Source organism: Mesobacillus harenae, assembly GCF_013343715.1.
Taxonomy (GTDB): Bacteria; Bacillota; Bacilli; order Bacillales; family Cytobacillaceae; genus Mesobacillus_A; species Mesobacillus_A harenae.
In genome coordinates, this window is the sequence record NZ_JABUNR010000028.1 from 1 (window position 1) to 24271 (window position 24271).

18 protein-coding genes are annotated in these 24271 nt (G+C 40.5%); 4 read left to right on the forward strand and 14 right to left on the reverse strand.

What is annotated here, in order from left to right; all coding sequences use genetic code 11:
* Positions 1 to 510: 510 nt before the first annotated feature.
* Positions 511 to 1866 carry a TrkH family potassium uptake protein gene (locus tag HRJ06_RS22315; protein ID WP_242035335.1) on the reverse strand — a complete coding sequence of 452 codons (1356 nt, stop codon included), beginning with the start codon at positions 1864 to 1866 and terminating at the stop codon, positions 511 to 513.
* 238 nt (positions 1867 to 2104) lie between these two features.
* Here HRJ06_RS22315 and HRJ06_RS22320 point away from each other — a divergent pair, with 238 nt between their 5' ends.
* On the forward strand, positions 2105 to 2302 hold the full coding sequence (locus HRJ06_RS22320) for an alpha/beta-type small acid-soluble spore protein (RefSeq protein WP_174735145.1): 198 nt from the start codon (positions 2105 to 2107) through the stop codon (positions 2300 to 2302).
* 40 nt (positions 2303 to 2342) lie between these two features.
* Here HRJ06_RS22320 and HRJ06_RS22325 read toward each other — a convergent pair whose 3' ends face one another.
* The 9 genes from HRJ06_RS22325 to HRJ06_RS22365 form a co-directional block, all read right to left on the reverse strand.
* Positions 2343 to 3383, reverse strand: a complete 1041-nt coding sequence (locus HRJ06_RS22325) for an anti-sigma factor domain-containing protein (protein ID WP_174735146.1) — start codon at positions 3381 to 3383, stop codon at positions 2343 to 2345.
* Positions 3380 to 4108, reverse strand: a complete 729-nt coding sequence (sigI, locus tag HRJ06_RS22330; RefSeq protein ID WP_197970076.1) for an RNA polymerase sigma factor SigI — start codon at positions 4106 to 4108, stop codon at positions 3380 to 3382. Before sigI ends, HRJ06_RS22325 begins: the two co-directional genes overlap by 4 nt.
* A gap of 146 nt (positions 4109 to 4254) precedes the next feature.
* A complete protein-coding gene (locus HRJ06_RS22335; RefSeq protein ID WP_174735148.1) occupies positions 4255 to 5265 on the reverse strand; it encodes a DUF5667 domain-containing protein in 1011 nt (336 codons plus the stop codon).
* A gap of 174 nt (positions 5266 to 5439) precedes the next feature.
* Positions 5440 to 5913: a hypothetical protein gene (locus tag HRJ06_RS22340; RefSeq protein ID WP_174735149.1), complete on the reverse strand. Its 474-nt coding sequence runs from the start codon at positions 5911 to 5913 to the stop codon at positions 5440 to 5442.
* A gap of 294 nt (positions 5914 to 6207) precedes the next feature.
* Positions 6208 to 7758 carry an aldehyde dehydrogenase family protein gene (locus HRJ06_RS22345; protein ID WP_422392751.1) on the reverse strand — a complete coding sequence of 517 codons (1551 nt, stop codon included), beginning with the start codon at positions 7756 to 7758 and terminating at the stop codon, positions 6208 to 6210.
* Between the two features lie 12 nt (positions 7759 to 7770).
* Entirely contained in the window at positions 7771 to 8868 is a 1098-nt protein-coding gene (locus tag HRJ06_RS22350) for an SDR family oxidoreductase (protein WP_174735150.1), read from the reverse strand.
* Positions 8869 to 9058: 190 nt separating this feature from the next.
* Positions 9059 to 12307, reverse strand: coding sequence for an efflux RND transporter permease subunit (locus HRJ06_RS22355; protein ID WP_174735151.1), 3249 nt, complete (start codon positions 12305 to 12307; stop codon positions 9059 to 9061).
* 288 nt (positions 12308 to 12595) lie between these two features.
* Positions 12596 to 13981 (reverse strand): Na+/H+ antiporter NhaC, encoded by a 1386-nt coding sequence (gene nhaC, locus HRJ06_RS22360; RefSeq protein ID WP_174735152.1) that lies wholly within the window; start codon positions 13979 to 13981, stop codon positions 12596 to 12598.
* 385 nt (positions 13982 to 14366) lie between these two features.
* Positions 14367 to 15947, reverse strand: coding sequence for a peptide chain release factor 3 (locus HRJ06_RS22365; RefSeq protein WP_174735153.1), 1581 nt, complete (start codon positions 15945 to 15947; stop codon positions 14367 to 14369).
* Between the two features lie 151 nt (positions 15948 to 16098).
* Between HRJ06_RS22365 and HRJ06_RS22370 the strand changes: the two genes are divergently transcribed.
* Together HRJ06_RS22370 and HRJ06_RS22375 are read left to right on the forward strand one after the other, a co-directional pair.
* Entirely contained in the window at positions 16099 to 16971 is an 873-nt protein-coding gene (locus HRJ06_RS22370) for a metal-dependent hydrolase (RefSeq protein ID WP_174735154.1), read from the forward strand.
* Between the two features lie 191 nt (positions 16972 to 17162).
* Complete coding sequence (locus tag HRJ06_RS22375; protein ID WP_174735155.1) at positions 17163 to 18380, forward strand: NupC/NupG family nucleoside CNT transporter; 1218 nt, start codon at positions 17163 to 17165, stop codon at positions 18378 to 18380.
* 575 nt (positions 18381 to 18955) lie between these two features.
* Here HRJ06_RS22375 and HRJ06_RS22380 read toward each other — a convergent pair.
* The 3 genes from HRJ06_RS22380 to treP form a co-directional block, all read right to left on the reverse strand.
* Positions 18956 to 20035, reverse strand: a complete 1080-nt coding sequence (locus tag HRJ06_RS22380) for a CAP domain-containing protein (protein WP_242035336.1) — start codon at positions 20033 to 20035, stop codon at positions 18956 to 18958.
* A gap of 128 nt (positions 20036 to 20163) precedes the next feature.
* The gene (treC, locus tag HRJ06_RS22385) at positions 20164 to 21849 is read right to left on the reverse strand and encodes an alpha,alpha-phosphotrehalase (protein WP_174735156.1); all 1686 of its coding nucleotides are present in this window, start codon (positions 21847 to 21849) and stop codon (positions 20164 to 20166) included.
* 177 nt (positions 21850 to 22026) lie between these two features.
* Entirely contained in the window at positions 22027 to 23439 is a 1413-nt protein-coding gene (treP, locus tag HRJ06_RS22390; protein ID WP_174735157.1) for a PTS system trehalose-specific EIIBC component, read from the reverse strand.
* Positions 23440 to 23684: 245 nt separating this feature from the next.
* Here treP and HRJ06_RS22395 point away from each other — a divergent pair, with 245 nt between their 5' ends.
* Entirely contained in the window at positions 23685 to 24116 is a 432-nt protein-coding gene (locus tag HRJ06_RS22395; protein WP_174735158.1) for a YkvA family protein, read from the forward strand.
* Positions 24117 to 24173: 57 nt separating this feature from the next.
* On the opposite strand, the gene HRJ06_RS22400 is transcribed toward HRJ06_RS22395, so the two are convergent.
* Positions 24174 to 24271: IS3 family transposase (locus HRJ06_RS22400; RefSeq protein ID WP_174734097.1), on the reverse strand; the 98-nt coding region annotated here is incomplete at its 5' end.

A 24271-nucleotide genomic window follows, 5' to 3' on the forward strand; every position in this document is an offset into this window, starting at 1 on the left:
ATTAGACATTTGGTGTTAGAAATGACCAGTCACGTTTTATCGAGTGGTCATTTTTAACACCCCACCAAACGAAGTGCGGTAGTATTCTGAGGAGAATCTAGTCTCATTTTTTTGTGTCTACTTTCTTGACAGAAGTCCAAAAATAATCGAGTTTCATGTTTTTGGAGTAAATAGGCGGATTCTCTCCCTCTATTTAAGCTGTTTGATCAGTTTTTTTCTAAATAAGAGGAATTTCTCCGCTTACTTTTTCTGGTCCGTGAGAATGTTAAGCAGAATATTGAAGAAGAAGCACCGCCATCAAACAAGGAAAAAAATCAGGAATCGAATAGACTGCCGGGAGGCTTCCCTATGGTATAAAAAATGCTTGGAGCATATGTCTCCAAGCATTTTCTTTGCTAATCTACTACCAATTTGCTTTTTAACTCTAGTGGGAATACTATACGAATTCGTATTTTGTACTTTCAAAACAGAATCCGTCAGAAGAAATCCCCGTTTGTTTTTTGTTTATTCCTATCCGATAATTACACGCTCTTTTGGATAATGGTAATCGGCTTTCTTTTCTTTCCTTCCTAACATTAGTAAGAAGGAGATAACTCCTACGCGCCCTATAAACATCAAGATCATGATAATAATTTTCCCAAAGGTCGATAGGTCAGACGTTATTCCGAGAGACAGCCCGCATGTACCAAAGGCTGAAGCCACCTCAAAAATGATTTCGATTAGCGAATGATTTTCAGTTATCGATAAAATTAATACGCCTAAAAAACAGATTAACATAGCCATCAGGGTGACTACGAGGGATTTCATGATATCCTCTTCTGTCAGCTCTCTTCTGAATATTTTTATTGTCCGATTTCCCTTTGCGAAATGATAAAGAAACAATATATTTAATGCAAGAGTCGTTGTTCGAATACCTCCTCCTACTGAGCTTGGGGATGCGCCAATGAACATCATGGCAGACATTAACAGCGTTGTTGATTGCGTAAATTGACTTATATCCATGGTAGCAAGCCCTGCACTTCTAGTTGTTGCCGATTGGAAAAGGGAGTAAAAGAATGCTTCGTGCCAAACCTTGTCAGCGAAAAAGTGATTGTATTCCATTATAAAAATGGCGACTGTTCCGAAAACAAGTAAACCAGCAAATGTTATTGTTGTAAGCTTTGTGTAAAGAGTAAAATAAAATCGGCCTACTCTATTTTGATTAAGCAAGTAGTTTCTTACTTCAATTAACACTGGAAATCCTATTGCCCCAAGAATCAATAAGATTATCGTGATCAGCTGTACGAAATAATCATTCGCAAATGGCACGAGTGAAGAGCCGGTAATATCAAATCCAGCATTTGTTGTGGCACTGATCGATGCAAAAAGCCCTTGGATAAAAGCCTCTTGCCAGGTAGCAAAGAATTGTAAAAAATAAATACCTAAAATAATTGCTCCTATAAATTCAATCAAAAAAACAATTAAAATAATTTGTTTTAAGAGCTTAACGAGTCCAGCCAGGTCAATTTGATTTTGATCTGTCATTATCAGCTGACGTTCCTTTAAGCCTATTTTCCGGCCGAGGATGAGCCAAAAAAAAGTTCCCAGCGTCATTACCCCGATAGCTCCAAACTGCAGCACAAACATCAAAATAAACACGCCTGTCGTACTAAATGTTTCCTGAGTATTGACGACAGTCAGGCCTGTAACACTGACAGCACTGACAGCAGTAAAAAGCGCATCCATAAAGGTCAGCTGTACACCTGGTTTATGAGCAACAGGCAAGCTTAGCAAAATCAATGATACGGTTACCGCTAAGAAATAATAAGCCACAATTAATTGGGCAGGTGTAAGATTGTTCATTTTCATTTGTAGTCCTTTTGGCATGCTCCCTGTCCTTTCATTTTGTCCTATTCCTTATCATAATGAAAAACCTTCTATTTTAAAAGGAAAATGAGGAAGGGATTTTAACTATAACAAGAAAATATACTCTTAGCATTTACTTTCTGTCCCTACTTATCCAATTCCGAAAATCTTTACCACTCATTAAACTTGCCAAGCTGGTTAAAACTAATTTCTACAGAGACATCGATCTCTGTAATTTCAAAAAGGAGTTGAAACGGTTATGGCTAGAAGCTCCAATAAATTGCTAGTGCCAGGCATAGAACAATATCTTGATCAAGTAAAATTTGAAATCGCCCAGGAATTTGGTGTTAATCTAGGCGGTGAAACCGTTTCCCGTGCCAATGGATCTGTTGGCGGGGAAATTACTAAAAGATTAGTACAGCAGGCTCAGGCTCAAATGACTGGCCGTAATGAATAAAAATTTAATATAACTTATGGCATACAAAAAAGTCCGGTGTTTACCGGACTTTTTGATTTGAATGGCCTTTTGGCGGGTTTTTTTTAGCGCTGTTCTCTTTTGCTTTATTGCCTTTTCCATGACTATTCCGGTTATTCTCATTGCCCTTTAGGTCTTTCGTTTTACTATTTCCGGACTTCGTGTCAGATTTCCCATTGCCTTTTCCGTTGCCATTGCTATTCGATTGGCCAGTATTCTTGTTTTGTTTTCCTCCCTGGTTCTTGTTTTCCTTAACGCTTTTCCCAGGTACTTCACTTGGCTTTTGTCTCGGATGTACTTGCTTTTCCTTCTGGAGGTTCTGTACAGAATCAGCTTCTTTATTCAATTCTTTAGTTGTTTTTGCTTTTTCTGGATTAGGCCTTACTTTTTGATTCTCTTTTGCTTTATATAGTCCTGTCGAGATCCCCTGTTTTTTTGCTGCTTTTCTATCTTGATTGGTTCCATTTATTACTTTCACAGTTAAATCTTCTGCAGCAGCGGATTTCTTAATCTCCGCCATTTCCTTTTTAAGCTTCTCATCAGCAGTACTATTTCTGTTGGCCGGCAAGGCAGTTGCTACCAGCACATTCTCAGCCTCATTTTTAAATCCTTGCTCCTTAATTTCAGCCAGGATGGCTTCGGTAATATCCCCTGCATCTTTCTTTTTCCAGGAGCTGAGTTCTTTAAGGACGAGTTCTCCATCTTTATTAAGAGCCTCAAGGCTGACTACTTTTGTATTTTCGTTTAACCCCATTTCAAGACTCGGATTAACGTCGATAGACATATAAGCATACACTTCATTGCTTTCATACATTGAAAAAAACGTCGAAGAAGCTATAAGCAAAACAACGGCTGCTGAAACAGCCATCAGTTTGAATTTGGCCAAGAATGTGTACTTGCCCTTGCCTTTTTGACTCTCCTGATCTCCAGCAAGCGGAAAAAAGTCTATCTCTTCACCAATCGCATACTGATTGTTAAGGTTTTTCGCCTTCATGAATTCACCGTCAGGGGTCAACAGTGTTATGTAAAGGTCATTCACTTCAAGGACAATCCCTTTTCTCATGATTCCAAAACCCCCTTAATATAATCCTTTAAATAAATATAATCACCGATTAAAATCAGCGAAACCGCTATAATATATTTACGGTTCCGTTCAATCGTCTTCCGGCTGACACTTACTAGCTCCTCTAGCTGCTTTATAGGGAGCTTTCTTTTCTCTAGTAAGATAAATTTTAATTCATGATTTTCAACAAGTATATTGGCAATTTCCATTGCATTTCTTCTTGCATCGGCATGTTTGGGAGATTGTTCAACTAAATCTTGAAAAGAGAGTCCAAAGTCTTTAAGAACTTCTTGAAACTGAATAATTTCTTCCTTCCGAAGCTCTCCATCTGTTTTTTTTCTAAACTCCTCTATTGACAACTCATCTTCTATCGAGTTTGTAGGATGATCACCATCTTGAAGCTCGCTGCCGAAACCTATAACCTGATTTTTGCCTTTCGCCTGCAGCCTGATATAATCAATTACCCGGCGTTTAACTAGTACATCCGCGAAGCTTAACAGCGAGTTGCCCTTTTCAGGCTGAAATTTTTGGATTGCTTCATTAAAGGCAATAAGGCCGATGCTAAACTCATCATCCGATTCACTTATATAACGTTTGCATACTGAGGAAACTGTCTTGGCTATAAAGGGCTTATATGATTTAATAAGTTCATCACGAAGAATCAGGTCCCCCTGCTGTATTTCTATGACCGTTTCTTCAAGTGTTTTCTTGCGTTTTTTGGCCATAGACAATAAATTGAGCACAAGCCATCACCTCCCCGAACACATTATATCATATAGTGTCAATTGACATATCGGGGCTTAGCTAGGACTGCTTTGCTAATAGGCTCAAGAATAAGGGCTAACTTGTTTGGTTCTTCGCAATATGTTTTTTACTTTTCAGCAGCAGTTCCCTTTTGCTTGTCTCTGTCTTTAGCACTAGCTTTTTTATCATGAGGCCCTTTTAGCTTTGCCTGCTTCTTTGTTTCTTTAGCTAGGTCTTTGTTTTCTTTGTGAACCTGCTTTTGTTCTTTTGCTGTCTGCTTAGTTTTTTGCTTTTCTTGCTTTTTTGCTTGCTTAGAGATTATCTGTGCTTCCTTTGCATCTTCTTTCTTAGCCTCTGTCTTTTTAATAATGCCTGACAGATTTGTTTCTTCATCTTTGGCAAGGACTACTGTCTCAACTGGTTCCATTTCATCTGCCTCTCCCGCTGTTGTCAGATCCTCCTTAATAACCTTAGTTTCTTTTTCAAGCTTCTTTGCAATCTTGGCGTATGTTTTTTCAACATTTCTTGCCAAAGCCGCTTTTGCTTTTGGATTCTTGACCTTTTCCATTGCTGCTGTAAGCGAAATTATGTTTTGTCTTATGACATCTTCGGTTCCTTCAAAAGGAGTCTTTTCAACAGCTTCTTCATCTTCTACAGCTATTACTTCCTCTGGTTCTTTGGCATCCTCTTCGGACTCAACAATCGCTTGAGAGCTGTTCATGTATTCTAACGCGTCCTGAATAGTTTTAAGAGCCTCTGCTTCTCTTCCGCCGGTAAATAAAGCTTCCGCCTCAGCCAAACGCTCTGAGGCATATTCAGATAAAAGTTCAGCTTCTTTCACGTTATCTAATGTTAGTGCAAGCCTAATCTTTTCAAGAGCCACTTTTGCAAAATAAAAAAAATCTCCCGGAATAAGGGCTGGCATTTCGCCCTCCCGTTCAGTCTTTATTTCTCCAGTACTAACGGAAGTATCCACCGTATTATATTGATGCTGCAGCTCAACAGTATCGTATTCCTCTATTTGGCTATCATCCTCTGCAAATGCAACTGAAGATGATAATGTAAATGTCCCTGCCAGCAGAACAGCTAACGTTGTTTTTGCCATTTTTTTTAGTTCTCGATCTCCGTTTAACCTCATATGAACCTCCCCTAAACCCTTTCAGATTTCCTTTTTTCATTAACAGGTTACGGTCAAGTTAACCCCTTTTATGGGGGTTTGTATAAAAATAACTATCTCCACACTGATAGTCTGTGAGACAGCAAAAAAGACCGCAACCTAATAATTGCGGACAAAATTTAGGATTATTCTAAATTAATCAGGGGGAGATGGATATAATTTCAATAAACAAAATCGCAGTAAGAAGCCAACCAACAGACCTGGCAGGAGAGATAACATAGGTAAAAATATGGGGCCTAAATACAAACCGAACAAATGAATCTTTGTGGATAGCATTAATCCAACTGTTATAAAATATGCTCCAAAAACAAAAGGGAGGTAGGCAAACTTTTCATCTGAACGCATGGCCATTCGATAGGCATCCCACATTGCAAACATATATAAACATGGATAGAACATGAGCCATCCGAATTCAATTACGTTTGTGGCACTTTCGAATTCACCTAAGAAGCTATATCTAATCGCGTCATTAAAGTTGCTGTTTACATTGATCAAAAACTCTAAGATTATAAATAAAATTCCTTTTATGTAGCTTCCTGCCAGCAGCTGGCTGAATCCAGGAAGAGCAACACTCCAAAGCACTGCTTCAAGCTTAGTAAGTCGTTTCACAATCCCTACACCCTTTTATTATATTAGACATGATCTAATGGTAAGTGGCCAACACTTAGCTTCAAGACAATCTCACCAGAGCATATTAATAGGTAAGATATTAGCAAATACCAGGCTTTTAACCAAAGTGAAAATGAATGTCTTTTAGGAGAATCTTTGAAGTTAGAATGTACATTTCTTATTAGTTTTATCAAACTTTTAACTGTTACAGCAACTTAGCCCCTTTTAAAAGAAAAGAATTTTATAATTTCCTGAACGACAAAAAAGCCGTTCCAAATGGAACAGCATTTTGGGTTAGTTCTTTCGCATCAGCGCCAGGAAACTTTTTAAGAAGGTAAACCAATTGCGTCTCTCCTGAAAATAACTCGTAAATAGCTTTATAAATAGCGGATATTTCCCCTTATAGGGATACCATTGAATCTCAGTTTTTTTAATGCCCCAATCTTCAACAATTGCTTTTTCATGACAAAAAATTCGCAAGCCTGCTTCACCATGGTATCTGCCAATTCCGCTATCCTTCGTCCCGCCAAACGGAATACCGTGATTAGCTACAGATACGATGACATCATTGATGACAACCGCTCCGGAAACCAATTGGGAGGCAGTTCTCCGTGCTTTTGTCATATCTTTGGACCATATACTTGCATTAAGTCCAAAGACCGTGTCATTGGCAAGCTCAATCACTTCAGCTTCCGTGTCGAAGGGAATCACAGGGAGCAAAGGCCCAAAGGTTTCCTCCTGGACAACCTTCATGCTTTGTTTTACGTTTGTAAGCACCGAGAGTGGCAGAAACATCCCCTCTTCCCATTCACCTGAAGGCTTGCCGGTCAACAGCTGTGCACCTCCCTGAAGAGCCTCATCGAGCTGTTCCTTTACAATTTCTTTTTGTCCTGGAAAAGTCATTGAGCCAATGTCTGCGTCTGCGTCTGTTCCATGCTGAAGCAAATCGATCTCTTTTTTAAGAATCTTAAGAAACTGTTTGTAAACAGGCCGTTCAACATAAAGCCGTTCTGCACTCATGCAGACCTGGCCGCTATTTGTAAAAGCACCCCAGACTGCTCCTTTAGCTGCTCGCTTAAGATTAGCATCTTTAAAGACAATCATCGGGTCCTTTCCGCCAAGTTCTAGAGTCGTAGGAATTAACTCTTTAGCAGCCTGTTCCTGTATAATCTTCCCAGTTCTTACTGAACCCGTAAAAAAAATATAATCTGACTTCCCTTTTGTAAAAGCCGATCCTACCTCTTTGCCGCCATGAGCTACCTGAACTACACCTTCTGGAAAGCCTGCCTTGACAAACAAATCCTCTATACATTTGCCAACTAATGGTGTCACTTCAGAAGGCTTTAGTATAACTGTATTCCCCCCGGCTAGAGCACTTATCATTGGGACCATCGCTAACTGTAAAGGATAGTTCCAAGGGGAGATTACCAAAACCACTCCTCTTGGCATGTACTCTACAAATGACCTTTTTCCGATTAAAAGTAAAGGAGTAGAAGCTTTCTGCCTCCCGAGGATTTTTTCAGCATGCTTGCAAATATGGTCGATAGCATCAAGAGTCGGCATAATATCAGCTACAATAGCCTCGGTTAGCACTTTTCCCGTATCTTTTGAAATTGTTTTTGCAATTTCATCCATATGTTCAACCATATATTTTTTAAGTTTTTTGAGATATACCAATCTTTCAGAAGTCGGTATGGACTTCCACTTGAAGAATGCCGTTCTTGCCCTTTTATAGTAGAGAGGTGTTTCATGGACAGGTGTTTCATCTATTTCAGAAATGATTTGGCCAGTTGCAGGCGCTGTAACCACTAGTTTCCCAGGCATTTCTACTGAATGCAATTTCATCCCACCTCCGCTTTAGACAATCTTGATATGATATCCTTTGTTAGCTTTATTTTCAGTGTAGAATTTAGCCATCGCTGGTATACCTTCTTTAAAGTCAGGGCATACAATTCCAGAACCCTTTAGATCCTCTTGAGCCCGGGAGCAATCAAAATAGCCTTTCCATGTAAAATAATCCAAAACCTCTTTTTCGACTCCTAAAAATCTTCTTAATGGTTTTAACTGAAGGCTGGCCTTTGTAAAGATAAAAGGTATATTTCCTCTAGGACGTTTCCCCAGCATCTGTTCCATCATCATTTCGTATAATTCACGGACTTTATAAGGGTTGGGATCTGTTAAATGATAGGTCTTACCTGCTCCTTTTTCACTAAAAGTCAAGTAAGTAGTAGCCTCTATAATATAATCCACAGGTACGAGGTTCACAACCGTTTCTGTTTGAACCAAATTAGGAAGTATAGGCATAAATCCTAGACGGTCCAAAAAGTTCATAATGAAATATGGACCATCAAATTTAATTGTTTGGCCTGTTTTTGAATGCCCTTTTACAATACCCGGTCTAATAATCGTAACAGGTACATCCTTTTTAAGACCTTCAACCAAGACTTCTGCTTCATATTTAGTTTCTTCATAAAAGTTTTTAAATGATGCCGGCTTAATTAACTCATTTTCAAATAAAATTCCTTCTCTTCTGCCTGCAACATAGCCCGTGCTAAAGTATGTGTAGCGCTGAATATTATTTAAGGTAAGCACCCAATCGTTTACATTCTTGGTACCGTTTACATTAACACGGTAAGCGATGTCTTTGGGCACTGCCAGGTCATAAATCGCCGCAAGATGGAATACATGCGTTAAATCGGTTGCCAAGGTCTCATTTACTTGTTTTTCTATTCCGAGCATAGGCTGAGTAATATCCCCTTCAATGATTTGAAAGCGGCTATCCTCCAAAGAGAAGTCTCTAAGAATATCGGCCTTTTCAGCTTTAGCCTTTTCAGCCATTTGAGGCAGCACAAGGACATAGACTGTTCCCTGCCCCTCATTTCTTTTTAACACTTCCCTAATTAATTGATTACTGATAAAACCCGGAAAACCTGTAAAAAAATACCCTTTCTGCATGTGGATCCCCCTTTTATGTTATAAACCTATTTTAGCTATACCTTTAAGTTTTGGTCAATTAAAAGGCTGATAATTCAGAATTTTACCTACATTTGTCGGGTTCATCTGACATAATACAACAAGAATACCCCTTCCAAATTGGAAGGGGTATTCTTGTTAAGCTCTCTATACCGGCATAAGTCGGACTAGCTTATCTTTCATCTTTATTCTTGTCTTTTACCAGAATCAGTAAGTCTTCGAGTATTTCTTTCATTTCTTTTTCGGAATATCTTCTTGTATGGTTTGTTTCGGAGGGCTGCTCCGTTAAGATATGTTCGCCTTCTTGTTTTTCCTTTAATAGATAGGCTGGAACTAGATGCCCATCAGGAGTAGCGTACATTTTATTCATTCTTCTTGTTTCTTTATCAAACAAACTATAAACAATCGGAATAACATACAAGGTTAGGAATGTACTGCTGATTAACCCTCCTATAACGGTAATTCCCATAGGCTGATTCATTTCAGTGCCTTCCCCAATTCCAAGCGCTAACGGAATTAACCCTAATATCGTTGTTAAAGCAGTCATTAAAATCGGCCGGGCCCTATCCTTAACAGCTAAAACAATCGCATCATATGTGCGCATGCCACTGGCTTTTTTCTGGTTAATATAATCGACAATCACAATTGCGTTATTTACGACTATTCCTGCCAGCACAATCAGACCAATAATCGCTGTTAAGCTGACTGGAGTTCTTGTTACTGCCAGAGCAATTGCAACCCCTATCACCATTAACGGTACAGTAAACATTATGACAAAAGGATATTTTAAGGATTCAAACTGGGCTGCCATAACGAGGTAAATGAACACAATCGCAAGGGCAAACGCTAGCATCATATCATCCATTGAGGAATCGAGCAGTTCGCGATCACCGCCAAACACTATTTCGGTCTCCTCTGATAGGTTGAGAGCATTTATTTTTTCGTCAACCTGTTCAGAGACATCCCCAAGGTTCTCTGTAGATTTATATTTATACGTAAATTGAACGGCATCCTGCTGATTAATTCTTTGGATGCTTACCGGTCCTGTTCCGGTATCTATATCTGTGACCTGACCAAGCGTAACATAATCTCCATCAGGTTTTTTAATGAGAAGATCCTCAAGCTCATCTAGGTTTCTGGTCACTTCTTTGTCATACTCAACAAAAACACCGTATATCTCCCCGTCTTCAGTAATCATCTGAGTCGCTTGTGTTCCTCTTGTCACATCGTTTACAACTCTCGCAATCTGAGCTGGAACAAGCCCCTGCTCTAATGCTCTATTTCGGTCAACTACTATTTGGATTTCCTCGACCGTTTCCATTAAGTCGGTGGATACCTCAGTAGTTTCATCCAGTTCCTGAAGTGCGTCATATATCTGATTAACAGAGCTGTCGAGCCTTTGTGCATCTAAATCTCTTACACTAAAAGTCAGCGTATTAGGGCTGCTTCCGGATGAAGATTGAACGTTAAATGATAGTTCGGCTGACTCATTAACACTCGTGGCCGCTTCCTCAAGATCTCCCGTTATCCCATCAATAAACTCAAATGTCGAACGATTCCGTTCTTCTGAATCTTTCATCGTCACATAGAGCTCAGCAATATTTGCCTGTGTGGTTCCCCTGAAGGATTGCTCTTGAGTTGTACCGATGAGGCTTACATAAACATCGACATCATCCTCATCCTGTAATTCAGCTTCCAACGCTGTCAAAACATTTTCCGTTTCGGACAAGGCTGTCCCATTCTCAAGCTCCACTCTGACACTAAAAAAGCCCTCATCTGTATTTGGGAGAAATTGAGTGCCTACCGTTGTAATCCCAAACCCGCCTGCTCCAAGCAATACCAAAGTGAATAATAACACTGCAAGCCTGTGGCGGAGAGACCAGCGGATGGAACGCTCAAGCAGCTTCATGGCCCCAGAACGGTGGCGTCTTGCTTCTATATTTTTCCTAGGATTCTTAAGCATTCGACTGGCAAGCATCGGTACTACAGTTAAAGCTACAACAAGTGAACCGAATAAACTAAAGGATATTGTTAAGGCGAATTCTGTGAATAGTTCTCCTATAATTCCTGTAATAAATACGACTGGCAAAAAAACAGCTACCGTCGTAAGTGTTGACGCAGTGATCGCTGCCCCAACTTCCCTAGCACCATCCCTGGCTGCTAACTTTGAGTCTTTTCCCATCGATAAATGCCTGTAGATGTTTTCAATTACAACAATTGCATTATCAACAAGCATCCCTATTCCAAGAGCAAGACCGCCTAGTGTCATTATATTTAGAGTGAAATCTGCAAAATACATTAATACAAATGTCACAATCACTGAGTAAGGAATAGCAATCCCTATAATCAGCGGACTTTTTACATTGCGCAGAAACAGAAATAGAACTGCCATCGCAAAGGCACCGCCAAGGAGAAGCGATATCGAAATATTTCCAATCGCTTGCTTAATGTAGTCCCCCTGGTCGAATAAAATATCTGATTCAATTCCACTGTATTTTTCTTTTTCAAGCAATTCATCCAGTTCATTTATAAATGCAGTAGAAACAGCTGCTGTGTTGGCATCCGACTGCTGAAGCACGCTGAGCAGCACAGAGGGATTTTGGTTCGTCCTTGTTATCGTGCGGTCATCGGTTGCTGTGAGTTCAACTTCTCCAACGTCGGAGATTAAAATATCTTCTCCATTCACAGGGTTAGCAGCTATTATCAATCCTTTTAAGGTGCTGACTGAGTCAACCGTACTTATAACACGGGTTGTTAATTCCTTGCCAGCTCTTTCTATCGTATCTCCGGGCATGGAAATATCATTTGCGCGAATAACATCCACAACGTCAGCTTGACTTAATTGGTACGCGCGAAGCTTGTCCTGGTCAAGTTCAACTCGAACCTCTTCAACCATGGTGCCTGAAAGGTTTACACTTGCAACACCGTCAACCTTGGTTAATTCAAGCTCTAACTCCTCCGCAAGCCCTCTCAGCGTTTCAGCATCGTTCTCTGAACTTAACGACAACTGGATAATCGGAAACTGTGATGGGTCAAATTTCAAGAATCGCGGTGCATTAGCGTCTTCAGGCATTGGAGTCTGGTCGAGCCTTTGAATAACCTCATCCTGAATTTCATCGATATTTGTCGTCCAGGAGAATTCCATCAGAATTAGATTTGAACCTTCCCTTGATGTTGATGTCATCGTTTTTATTCCAGGTAGGGTTGCGAGACTTCCTTCAAGGGGTTTTGTTACTTTTTCTACTATCTCCTCAGGACTGGCCCCTTGATAGGATGTGACAACTACACCAACCGGGGGATTTATATCAGGGATTAACTTTAGTGGAATATTTAAAAGGGATACCCCTCCTAAAATTAGCACAAGTAACATAGTTGTTAGGGTAAAGACTGGCCTTCTAATTGAAAAATCGCTAATATTCATAGATGTCTCCTCTCAAACCTTGACTGACCGGACGGTCAAATCTCTGTCGGTTTCTTATGGCTTTACTATATAAAAGAAAAAATTAGGAAGCAAGGATTCCAACCATCAGATACAAAATTTACAGTATTTTTTTTCAAGTTCTGTTAAGCTTGTATCTGGTTTTCCGAGTCAGATGATTGAAAATCTCTGGCAAACAGAGTCTGTAAAATAGTAAAAAAAGAGCTCCAGCGGTTCATGGAAAAAAACCGAGGAACTCTTTAACCTATCTTTACATAGAAAAAGAATAGTTTAAGATCTTAACTGTTTTGTAATTGTGATGCCTGTCATTCCAAAAAAAATTGTTAACAGCGGAGAAGCGAGGCAAAAGAATGCAAATGGCAGATAATCGACTGTCGAAACTCCCAATACACCCGTTAAAAACACTCCGCACACACTCCAGGGAACTAGCGGGTTAACCACTGTACCTGCATCCTCTAATACCCTAGAAAGATTCTTTGGATGAAGGCCAGCCTTTTCAAAGTGATCTCTGAACGTCGTTCCCGTAAGCAAAATTGATAAATACTGCTCTCCGACGAGAAGGTTAATTCCAATGGCCGAAAGAGCTGCTGATGTGATCATAGCCGAGGTTCTTTTGATAAATGTCTTCATACCATTAAGTATGGCTGGTATAATCCCAAGCTGGAATAGAAGTCCGCCCATCGAAAGTGCAAGCAAAATAAGGGAAACAGAAAACATCATACTTTCCATTCCACCCCTAGATAACAACGCATCTACCTCCTCGACACCACTATCAGATTTAAAACCTGAAAATAGAATTGCCAGCTGGGCACCTAGCCCGACATTGTTAACTATGATACTTATTCCAACCGCTGAAATTGTACCTGCCGAAAGTGTCAGAAGAGCAGAGACCTTTTTGATTGCCAAACCAGCCATTAATAAAAACGGAAAAAGAGAATACCAGTGAACTAAGTTTAGGCTGACCAAAGTATTTTTCAGAAAATCTACTTCCGCAAAGTCAGTTGAGGCATCTCTTGGGGAAAGCATCGCAAACAAGAAAAAAGAAATAATAAATGCTGGCACTGTCGTCCACAGCATATTACGAATATGTTCAAAGAGGTCTGCTTTTACGACTGAAGATGCTAGATTGGTTGTATCAGACAGCGGAGACAGCTTATCACCAAAGAATGCCCCTGATATTACAGCACCCGCTGTTATCTCTATGGACAAACCAAGCGCTTGGCTAATGCTGATAAATGCAACTCCTATAGTTGCCGCTGTAGTCAGAGAGCTTCCAATACTAAGGCCAACAACAGCCGTTACGGTAAAAACAATTGCATAAAAGAACTGGCCGGTGACAGCACCAAGCGCAATATAAATCATAGTAGGTATAGTACCTGCTGCCATCCAGCTGCTGATTAGCATTCCTATAAAAAAGAATATAAATATTGCACCGATTCCCGATTTTGCTCCATTTACCATACCAGCTTCCAATTCTTTAAAGCTGACCTTTTTTAGGAGGCCATATACTAGTAAACTGATAATGGCAAGCATAATAGGAACGTGTGGAACAAGTCCAAGCTTAATGATCCCGTAACTGATCCCAATCAATAGCAAGACTCCCGCTATAGCTGCTTCTAAAGGTTTAATAGTTAAAGATGTTTTTTCTAGATGCATTACTGATTCCCCCGAATTAAACATAAAAGCTCCTTCGCCTGCATGACGAAGGAGCTTGTAATACTCCCTTGCATATTGCATACTCACTTAAACGCTTTTTAGCACTAAAGTATAATATCAATATAGTACTTTATACGATAACTGTCAATCATTCATAGCTCTAATCCAAAAAACACCAAGAGGATTTCCGAAACGTTACCCCACTAGTTAACGTTTCGGCCCTTTCCCGCACACATATAAACAGGACCGTTGGTTTCCATGGCAAAGCGAGCGACCTGGAGCAGTAATCGACTACTCCTTTGTTAAAAAGGAATTTTGCATAACTGCGGAAAAAACAGGCTGTCGAGTGTTTCTCGACAGCCTGACGATTCCCCATGGAATTTACTTACTCATTGGCAAGGTCCATTGGATTGTATAGCTTTACTTCTGGATTCTTATCTTGAAACCACCTTAATGCAAAGTCATTCTCAAAAAGGAATACTTTCTTTTCATAGCGGTCATGAACGAGCAAGCTCCTTGAACTTGAAAGGTTCTCATTTACATCCCCATCTACCCAGCGAGTAATTTTTGAGCCAACTCGCTCCATGTGTACATCTGTATTATATTCGTTTCTCATTCTGTGCTCGAAAACTTCAAATTGCAGCTGGCCAACTGCCCCTAGAAGGTACTCATCGGTTTTTACTGTTTTAAAAAGCTGTATTGCACCTTCTTGAACTAACTGCTGAATTCCTTTATGAAAATGCTTCTGTTTCATTACGTTTTTCGCCGTAACCCGAACAAACATTTCAGGAGTGAATTGAGGAAGCCGCTCATATTGGAAAAGATCCTTACCACTTACAAGCGTATCACCGATCTGATATGTGCCCGGATCATATAAGCCAATGATATCCCCGCTTACTGCTTCCTCTACGGTACTTCTATCATCCGCCATAAACTGAGTCGACTGCGCAAGCTTGATTGGCTTGCCGGTTCTCGATAAGTTAACTGACATGCCTCGTTCAAATTTGCCTGAACAAATTCGCAAAAAAGCAATTCGATCCCGGTGGGCCGGATTCATGTTTGCCTGAATTTTAAAGATAAAACCAGAAAACTCCTCGGAAAGCGGCTCGATTTTACCGGAAGTAGAGTCACGGGGCTGAGGCGTTGGGGCAAATTCCAAATAGGACTCCAGGAAGGTTTCCACTCCGAAATTAGTTAGTGCACTGCCGAAAAAGACTGGTGATAATTTGCCTTCCTTTACCCGCTCAGCAGAAAACTCATTACCGGCTTCATTTAATAGCATGATTTCTTCTAGCATCTGTTCGTACCAGGAAGAATTCTTGATAGGATGATCACCGGCTATTTCACCATGCTCATCCAAGCTCACAAAGCGTTCCCCATTATGGGGACGATATTGTTCTACCCTGTTATGAAAGCGGTCATATATTCCAACAAATTCTTTTCCCATCCCGATAGGCCAATTCATTGGATAAGATTCTATTCCGAGAACCTCTTCTAGTTCAGCAAGTAATTCTAATGGGGGTTTTCCTTCACGGTCCATTTTATTAATAAACGTAAAAATCGGAATTCCTCTCATTCGGCAAACCTTAAACAGCTTAAGAGTTTGCTCCTCGATTCCTTTCGCTGAATCAATTATCATTACAGCACTGTCAACGGCTGTCAAAGTTCGATACGTATCTTCACTGAAATCCTGGTGGCCAGGTGTATCTAATATATTGACCCGGAATCCTTCATATACAAACTGCATTACACTGGAGGTGACCGAAATACCTCTTTGTTTTTCAATCTCCATCCAGTCACTTGTAGCGAACTTTCCGGTTTTTTTCCCCTTTACTGTTCCGGCATCCCGGATTGCTCCGCCAAATAACAACAGTTTTTCAGTCAATGTTGTTTTTCCTGCGTCAGGGTGGGATATAATAGCAAACGTCCGTCTGGATAATACTTCATCGGTAAAATTGTTAGGCATCTGATATTTCCTTTCTATTAACAACCAATTTCTTCATAAAAATAATCTTATCGTTCACAAAGCAAGTTTGCAATCCTTGATTTTTTCCAACTCATTACTTTTAAGTTTATTTTAACAGCATTATATTGTAAAATTCAGCCGAGGTGAAGAAATGGACACGATCACACATACTTTATTTGGGCTTGCTATATATGGAGCCATTGATAAAAGCGGGTTGTCTAAACAAGAGCGGAGAGCTTATTTAATAACAGCTGTTGGAGCCAGTCAGATTCCTGACATTGATGTTATCTCCAAGCTCTGGGACCAGGAAGGTCTTTATCAAATGTGGCATCGCGGAATCACTCATTCTGTTTTCCTGACGCCTGTTTGGGCAGGCCTGTTTCTGCTATTGTCAAGACTTCTCTTTAAAACCGGAGGAGGCAAACTATTTTTAATAGCATGGGCTGCTGTCCTCATACATAATACCAGTGACCTTTTCAACGCTTGGGGAACTGGGTACTTAGAGCCCTTTTCAACTATGAGGGTTACCTTTGGCACAATCCCTATCGTTGATCTTGTATTTTGGGTTATTATTGGCGGAGCCTTTATTGCCGCCCGAAAAAATCGAACAAAAGCACCGCGTTATTTTAGGGGTGCCTGGGTTTTAATCGGTTTGCATGTACTTCTTCAAAGCACACAAGGGTATATTCTATATCAGCAGTATAGTCAGGAATATGACCAGGTTGCCCTTTCGGCTGAGTTTGTCCCCTGGACGTTTTCAGTTATTACAAAATCTGACGATACAGTTTCTATTTATGGTGACGGACTTTTTAAAGCAAAAGAGAAATTAATTAGCCTAACTTCTGCAGAAGATGCTGATTTGGAACAATTATTCTCCAAGCGTCCTGAAGCAAAAACTTTATATGAATGGTCTCCGTTTGTTGTTGTTGTTAATGATGATACACGTATTGGGATTTATGACCCGAGATTTTATCGCAACGGACAATCCTTCTTGTTTGAATATATTGAAAAAACACAAAGATGAGCTTGCTCGTCTTTTTTTTGCCCTGTAACAAAAGGAAGTGCCAGACAGAGGTACGCAGGCTATTTTAAAACTGCTATGTAAATAATTTTCATCAAAGTTAACCAGTTGGATATGCTAAAAAAGGAAAGAGAGCAGGTCACGTCCAAAAACAAGTTAAATTAGCAATTTGACTCTTAAACTGGGGTGAAAAAATGAATATTATATGGGGGATTTTTGGTCTATTTATTGTACTGTTGATTGGTTTTATACTCTCTAACAATAAAAAGGCTATTAGTATCAGAACAGTTGCAGGCGGTTTACTGATTCAACTGCTATTTGGATTTGCAGTGTTAAAGTGGGAGACTGGGAAAGCAGCACTTACAAAACTGACAATGGTTGTAAATAATATTATCAATTATGCAAATGAAGGAATTAACTTCTTATTTGGGGGAATGTTCACTGAAGAGTCAGGTATTTCATTTATCTTTGCCTTTCAGGTCCTTCCAGTTGTAATCTTTTTTTCTTCATTGATTTCAGTTTTGTATTATCTAAAAATCATGCAATTATTTATCAAAGTGATCGGGGGAGGACTAGCGTGGCTTCTTGGAACCCGAAAGGCCGAGTCAATGTCTGCTGCAGCAAATATTTTTGTAGGACAGACTGAAGCTCCACTTGTTATCAGGCCCTTTCTGCCAAAAATGACTCAATCAGAATTGTTCGCTGTCATGACAGGAGGATTAGCGTCTGTTGCCGGCTCAGTGTTAATTGGGTATTCCTTATTAGGGGTTCCTCTTGAATATTTGCTGGCAGCAAGCTTCATGGCTGCTCCTGCAGGACTTGTAATGGCTAAGCTCATTGTCCCTGAAACAGATGGGAAGGATGAGCCCGATGCTTTTGAAATGGATACGGATACTGAGTCGACAAATGTAATCGATGCGGCGGCCAGAGGAGCTGGTGTCGGACTTCAGCTCGCACTCAATATCGGAGCGATGCTGCTTGCCTTTATTGCATTAGTAGCGATGTTTAACGGTCTGCTTGGCTGGGTCGGCAGCTGGTTTGGCTTTAGCGGTTTATCATTAGAATTAATTTTAGGATACGTATTTGCACCTCTTTCATTTGCGATTGGTGTTCCTTGGAATGAAGCGGTACAGGCAGGCAACTACATTGGACAGAAATTAATTTTGAATGAGTTTGTTGCCTACTCAAGCTTTGCTCCAGATATTCCAAATCTTTCTGATAAAACAGTCGCCATCGTAAGCTTTGCCTTATGTGGCTTCGCTAACTTGTCTTCATTGGCGATTCTCCTTGGCGGTTTAGGCAATCTTGCGCCTAACCGGAGAGCGGATATAGCGAAACTGGGCATCAGAGCAGTTATAGCAGGGGCTCTGGCCTCCCTTTTGAGCGCATCGATTGCGGGGATGCTATTTTAAAGCAACCGCGTAGGGAGCTACTCAGGCAAGATTAAGGTTTCCTCAACAAAACAAACAGCCTAATGGCTGGTTTCAGACTGTAGACAAACTCGATTAAAACCGGTTTGTTTACAGTCTTTTTTTGGTTCGTGGTGGAATGGGACTGTTGATTTCCGTTCCAGGCGCTACGCTTTCCGCGGGACCTGCGCTGAGCCCGCAGGACATTGATTGGGCATCCTCGAATTTGCCCACGCACGAAGGAAATGCGACAGTACAAGGAAGGCATCCGTGAATTCACATCACACGAAATTATGCCGATAGCATAATGAGGAATTTCGAGGAGCCTACGCGCCTTCCACTCCAATCAACAGGGCTTCTAAACAATTTTAAAATAGCACCATATAACGCTTGAGATGATGAAGATGCTTTCGAAAAATAATCCAATCCAACGAGATCAATTAGAGGATGGTCGCTATAGAACAACTTGTTCCTCAGGAACATCTAGTCCGCAAAATATTCCAAAAAGGGGTTCGGAATGAGAACATTCCAAACCCCTTTTGTCGACAAACTGAAACCAGCCTAATCGGCTGGTTTTTTTATTTGCCAATGAACATTTGCGTCCAATAATTCCCATTTTCTGTATGCCCGACACCTATATGGGTAAATTGCGGATTTAAGATGTTTTTTCTATGACCTTCACTGTCCATCCATGCCTTTACGACCTGCTCTGCACTTTGCTGCCCCATTGCTATATTTTCACCGGCTGCATTATAACTAACACCAAAGTCACGCATCATATCAAATGGAGATCCATAAGTTGGACTGGTATGCGAAAAATAATTCTTTGACTGCATGTCATTTGATTTTTCCTGTGCTACGCCAGCTAACGATGTATCTGCTTGTAATGCGGAAAGTCCATTCTTTTTTCTTTCATTATTCGTTAGTTCTATTACCTGTGATTCCATTTGGCTTAAGCCTTGTCCAGCTTGATCGGCACCGATTGTTTTTTGTTGTTCATCCTGCTGTGGCTGGGCAGGCTGCTGGCCTGCTTGTCCAGGCTGTCCGGCCTGGCCTGGCTGCTGGCCTGCTTGCCCTGGCTGTCCGGCTTGGCCCTGCTGCTGACCAGCTTGCCCTGGCTGTCCAGCTTGGCCCTGCTGCTGACCTGCTTGCTCTGGCTGTCCGGCCTGGCCTGGCTGCTGACCTGCTTGCCCTGGCTGTCCGGCCTGGCCTGGCTGCTGACCTGCTTGCCCTGGCTGTCCGGCTTGGCCCTGCTGCTGGCCAGGAGCTGTATAGCGCAGCCATCCTTGCTGTGTCATTTTTGAATGCGGAAACTTACTGCTTGGTGTTGCCGTACTAAACGAGTTAGGATCAATTGTGATGTACCCTTCTTCCAGCTGAAGGATTTCAGTTCCATGTCCCATTTGAGCTACATCTTGATTATTACGATTCGTTCTATTGCCGGTATTGTTTGTATTTCCCTGGCCCTTGCCTCCTCCAGAGGCCTGCCCATTAAATTGGCTCCCATTATCCTGAAATAATCGGTTTTCTTGAGTGCCAATATCCATTGTTCGATTATTATTCTCATCAAACGCTTCATTAGCATTATTGTTACAGGCACTCAGCGACAAAGCTAATATAGCTGCAGCTGCTATTTTCCCTTTATTTAAAAGCTTCAATTTTGACTCCTCCTTTTATTAATACTTTTCCTGTTTAGGATGTCTATTTTCATTTTAACTATAGATGGAAATAATGCGGAAAAAGGGAAAGAATAGGTCCTTCAATCGGAGCAACCCGCTGAATTTTTTTAGCTTAAATAATAAATGATTGATTCAAATGGCCTTAAACTGATCGAATCAATATCCACTGGTGCATCAGGATAGTTAGATAAAAGAACCTTAGCCTTTAGTCGATGAATCTCGGCATTGTCTGGAAGTTTAAATAAGGCAGGCTTGCTGTAAAAATTATTGATAACAAGCAGCTTTTCTCCCTGTCCATTTCTGACATATGAAAATATTTGAGGGTCTGCCTCATCAAGAAGCTGATAGTCACCATATGTTATGACTTCATACTGTTTACGAAGCTCGATTAGCTTTTTATAGTGGTAAAAAACTGAATTTTTATCCTCCAATGCGTTCTCTGCATTAATTTCTTTATAATTAGCTGCTATGCTAATCCAAGGGGTTCCTGATGTAAATCCTGCATGTTTTTCTCCATTCCACTGAACCGGTGTACGTGAGTTATCCCTTGATTTATGCTTTAGGATTTCTAGAATTTCATCTTTAGGTTTCCCTTCCCCAAGCATAATTTTGTACATGTTTAAAGACTCAACATCCCGATACTGACTAATATCATTAAAATAAGGATTGGTCATTCCAAATTCCTCACCCTGGTAGATGTATGGAGTTCCCTGCATCATATGGATTGTTGTAGCCAGCATTTTGGCGCTTTCCTGATGATACTTTCCATCATCTCCATAACGCGACACAATCCGGGGCTGATCATGGTTACACCAGAACAAAGCATTCCAGCCGCCTCCGTCATACATTTCCTTTTGCCATAAAGAAAGAATCCTCTTTAAACCCAGAAAATCAAAAGGAGCGACTGACCATTTTTCTCCATTTGGATAATCTACCTTCAAATGGTGAAAGTTGAACGTCATGCTCAACTCATTCCGATTAGGGTTTGAATACCTGATACAGTGTTCAATGGTAGTCGATGACATTTCTCCAACAGTCAACACATCATACTTTGAAAAAACTTCCTGATGCATTTCCTTTAAGAACTCATGGACCCTCGGCCCATCAGTATAATATTTTCTGCCATCACCCGGTGGCACACTTCCATCATCATCAGGAAAATGCTGATCTTTAGAAATCAAATTGATCACATCCAGCCTGAATCCATCAACACCTTTTTTAAACCAATAACGCATCATGTCATAAATATTTTCTCTTAATTTTGGATTTTCCCAATTCAAATCGGCTTGCGTGACATCAAAAAGATGTAGATAATACTGGCCGGTTGCTTCGTCATATTCCCAGGCAGAACCACCGAATTTAGATTCCCAATTTGTTGGAGCACTACCGTCAGGCTTTGGATCCTTCCAAATATAAAAGTCTCGATAGTTACTATTTTTAGAATCCTTGGACTTCTTAAACCACTTATGTTCCACGGATGAATGATTGACAACAATGTCCATTATAATTTTTATATTTCGTTTATGGGATTCAATGAGCAGCAGGTCGAAGTCCTCCATGGTCCCATACTGCTCGTATATTTTGAAATAATCGCTGATATCATAGCCATTATCACGCTGGGGTGATTCATATATTGGTGTCAGCCAAATAACATCAACGCCGAGATCATTCAGATAATCCAGCTTTTCAATAATTCCGTGAAGATCTCCGACTCCATTCCCTGTGGTGTCATTAAAGCTTTTTGGATAAATTTGATAAACGACTGACTTTTTCCACCATGGCTGTTCACTCATGTCAATGTCCCTCCTGCTGCGAATCAGTTTTTTTAAGGAGAATGGCCTGTTCTTTATTGGACTTCTACTGTTTCAATCTGTTTTTTTATTGCTAGATGCTTTTCTAAAAGTTTGAACACACTTACTGAATAATCCGCCTGTTACTCCCATGTTAGCAATCCGCCTTCACTATCCATTCTAGCTTTTTTTCAACTTAGCGAAAAAATAGGTTAAGGTGAATGGGATCACTAGGACAATAGCCATTCCAATGAAAAATACCCCCCAAAACTCTGTGAAGATCGAAAGAAATGCAGGCAGGCCGCCCACCCCTATTGAAGGTGCCAATACACCATTTATTGTAATGAAAATACCGGCAATGGCAGACCCAATAATGGCAGAAATAAAAGGATATCTGTATCGGAGATTAACACCGAACATAGCTGGTTCAGTGATTCCAAGCCATGCTGAAATAGATGATGTTAGGGCAAGCCCTTTTAACTTCTCGTTTTCTTTATTCACAAACATCATCGCAAACGCTGCAGACCCTTGTGCTATGTTGGAAAGGGCAACCATAGGCCATAGGAATGTCCCCCCTGTTGTTCCAATTAACTGCAGATCGACTGCGAGGAATGTATGGTGCATCCCCGTTATTACAAGCGGTGCATATAACCCACCATAGATTAAACCGCCAATCACAGGAACTGCTGCAAATATACCCACAACCCCATCCGTGATAAAGTTACCGATTGTAAATGTAATTGGTCCAATTATTGTAAAAGATAAAAGTCCAGTTACTAACAATGCTATTGGCGCTACTGCTAAAAGTTGGAAAGCATCTGGTATCCGGTTTCTTAATGCTTGCTCTATTTTGGCCAGAACGTAGGAAGCAAATAGGACAGGTAACACCTGACCTTGGTAGCCCACTTTCTGGACCGACAGCCCAAATAAATTCCATGTAGGTATCTCACCCTCCTGCTGGGCTGCACCGTATCCCCATGCATTTAACAAGTCTGGGTGGACAAGCATCAATCCAAGAACGATTCCCAGGAGCGGGCTGCCGCCGAATTTATGAACTGCACTCCAACCTATCAACCCTGGGAGAAATACAAATGCTGTATTAGCAATTAAGTTAATGATTCCAGCTAAATCAGCCCAGTTTTGATGTACCTCAATGAAAGATTGTCCTTCATAAAAAATATCTGGACCAGTTAAAATATTGTTGATTCCCATTAATAAGCCTGCCGTTACAATCGCTGGCAAGATCGGAATAAAAATGTCCGCAAGTGTTTTAATTGCCCTTTGCAGGGGATTTAAATTCTGAGCCGCAACATCTTTAATCTCTTCTTTGGAGCTCTCACCAATCCCTGTGATTTCGGACATTACTTTGTATACTTTATCAACAAGCCCTTGACCAATAACAACCTGGTACTGTCCGTTAGCTGAAAACGTGCCTTTTACCAAATCAACACTCTCAAGTTTTTCTTTATTAACTTTAGATTCATCTTTTAAAGCGAATCGAAGTCGTGTAACACAATGAGTTGCAGCAGCAATATTATCCTTGCCCCCAACACCTTCAATTATGTCCTTTACAGCCTGCCTATCAACATTCATATTGGATCACTCCTGTACAGTTAATAACTAAATAAACCAAAAGACGTCATTATTAGTATCAGATTTAATGATTGTATCTATCCATCAGATTTGATTTCTACGAAGTGAGTTTAGGCAGACAGCCTGAAAAAAGTTGCAAGCTGCTAATCTTTGTTTAATATGTATGATGTGTTTGAGTCCTATGGGGGATCGGGTAAATACTATAGATGCGATTAAAAAGTTAAGTATTAAAAGGAGGTGCCGATATGTGGTTTAAGAAAAAAAGTTATGAAGAGGGTTATAAAAATTATGAACAGGATGCCGAAAATTATATAAATTCCCCTGGAAAAACAGATACGCTTGTAAAAGATGCGAAACTCAAAGCAGAAAACAAGAAACTTTCTCTTACCGATGTTTGGGAGAAACTGATGCTCTCCTTTGATTTAATTGGCGCTTGGCGTAAAGGTCATTACAGGGATATCTCCAAAGGCTCCATGCTAAGCATACTTGCTGCGATCATTTACTTTATATCCCCTTTAGACCTGGTACCTGATTTTATAGCCGGGTTTGGCATCCTTGATGATGCCGCTGTAATCGCATTTGTGTTGAATAGAGTTTCCTCAGAACTAGATAAATTTAGAGTATGGAAGGAAAACAGCCCAGCCGTAATTAATACTGAATCAACGGTACAAGAATAAAAAAGTGCCTGAGTTCTGAACTAGGCCCCATATTTCGGACACTTTAATAAAAAGTGCCTATGCTGCTAATAAATGATCCCGGTATTGTACCGGGGTCATTTTCTTTAATCCCCATTGATACCGTTGACAGTTATAATATTCAATCACACGGTCTA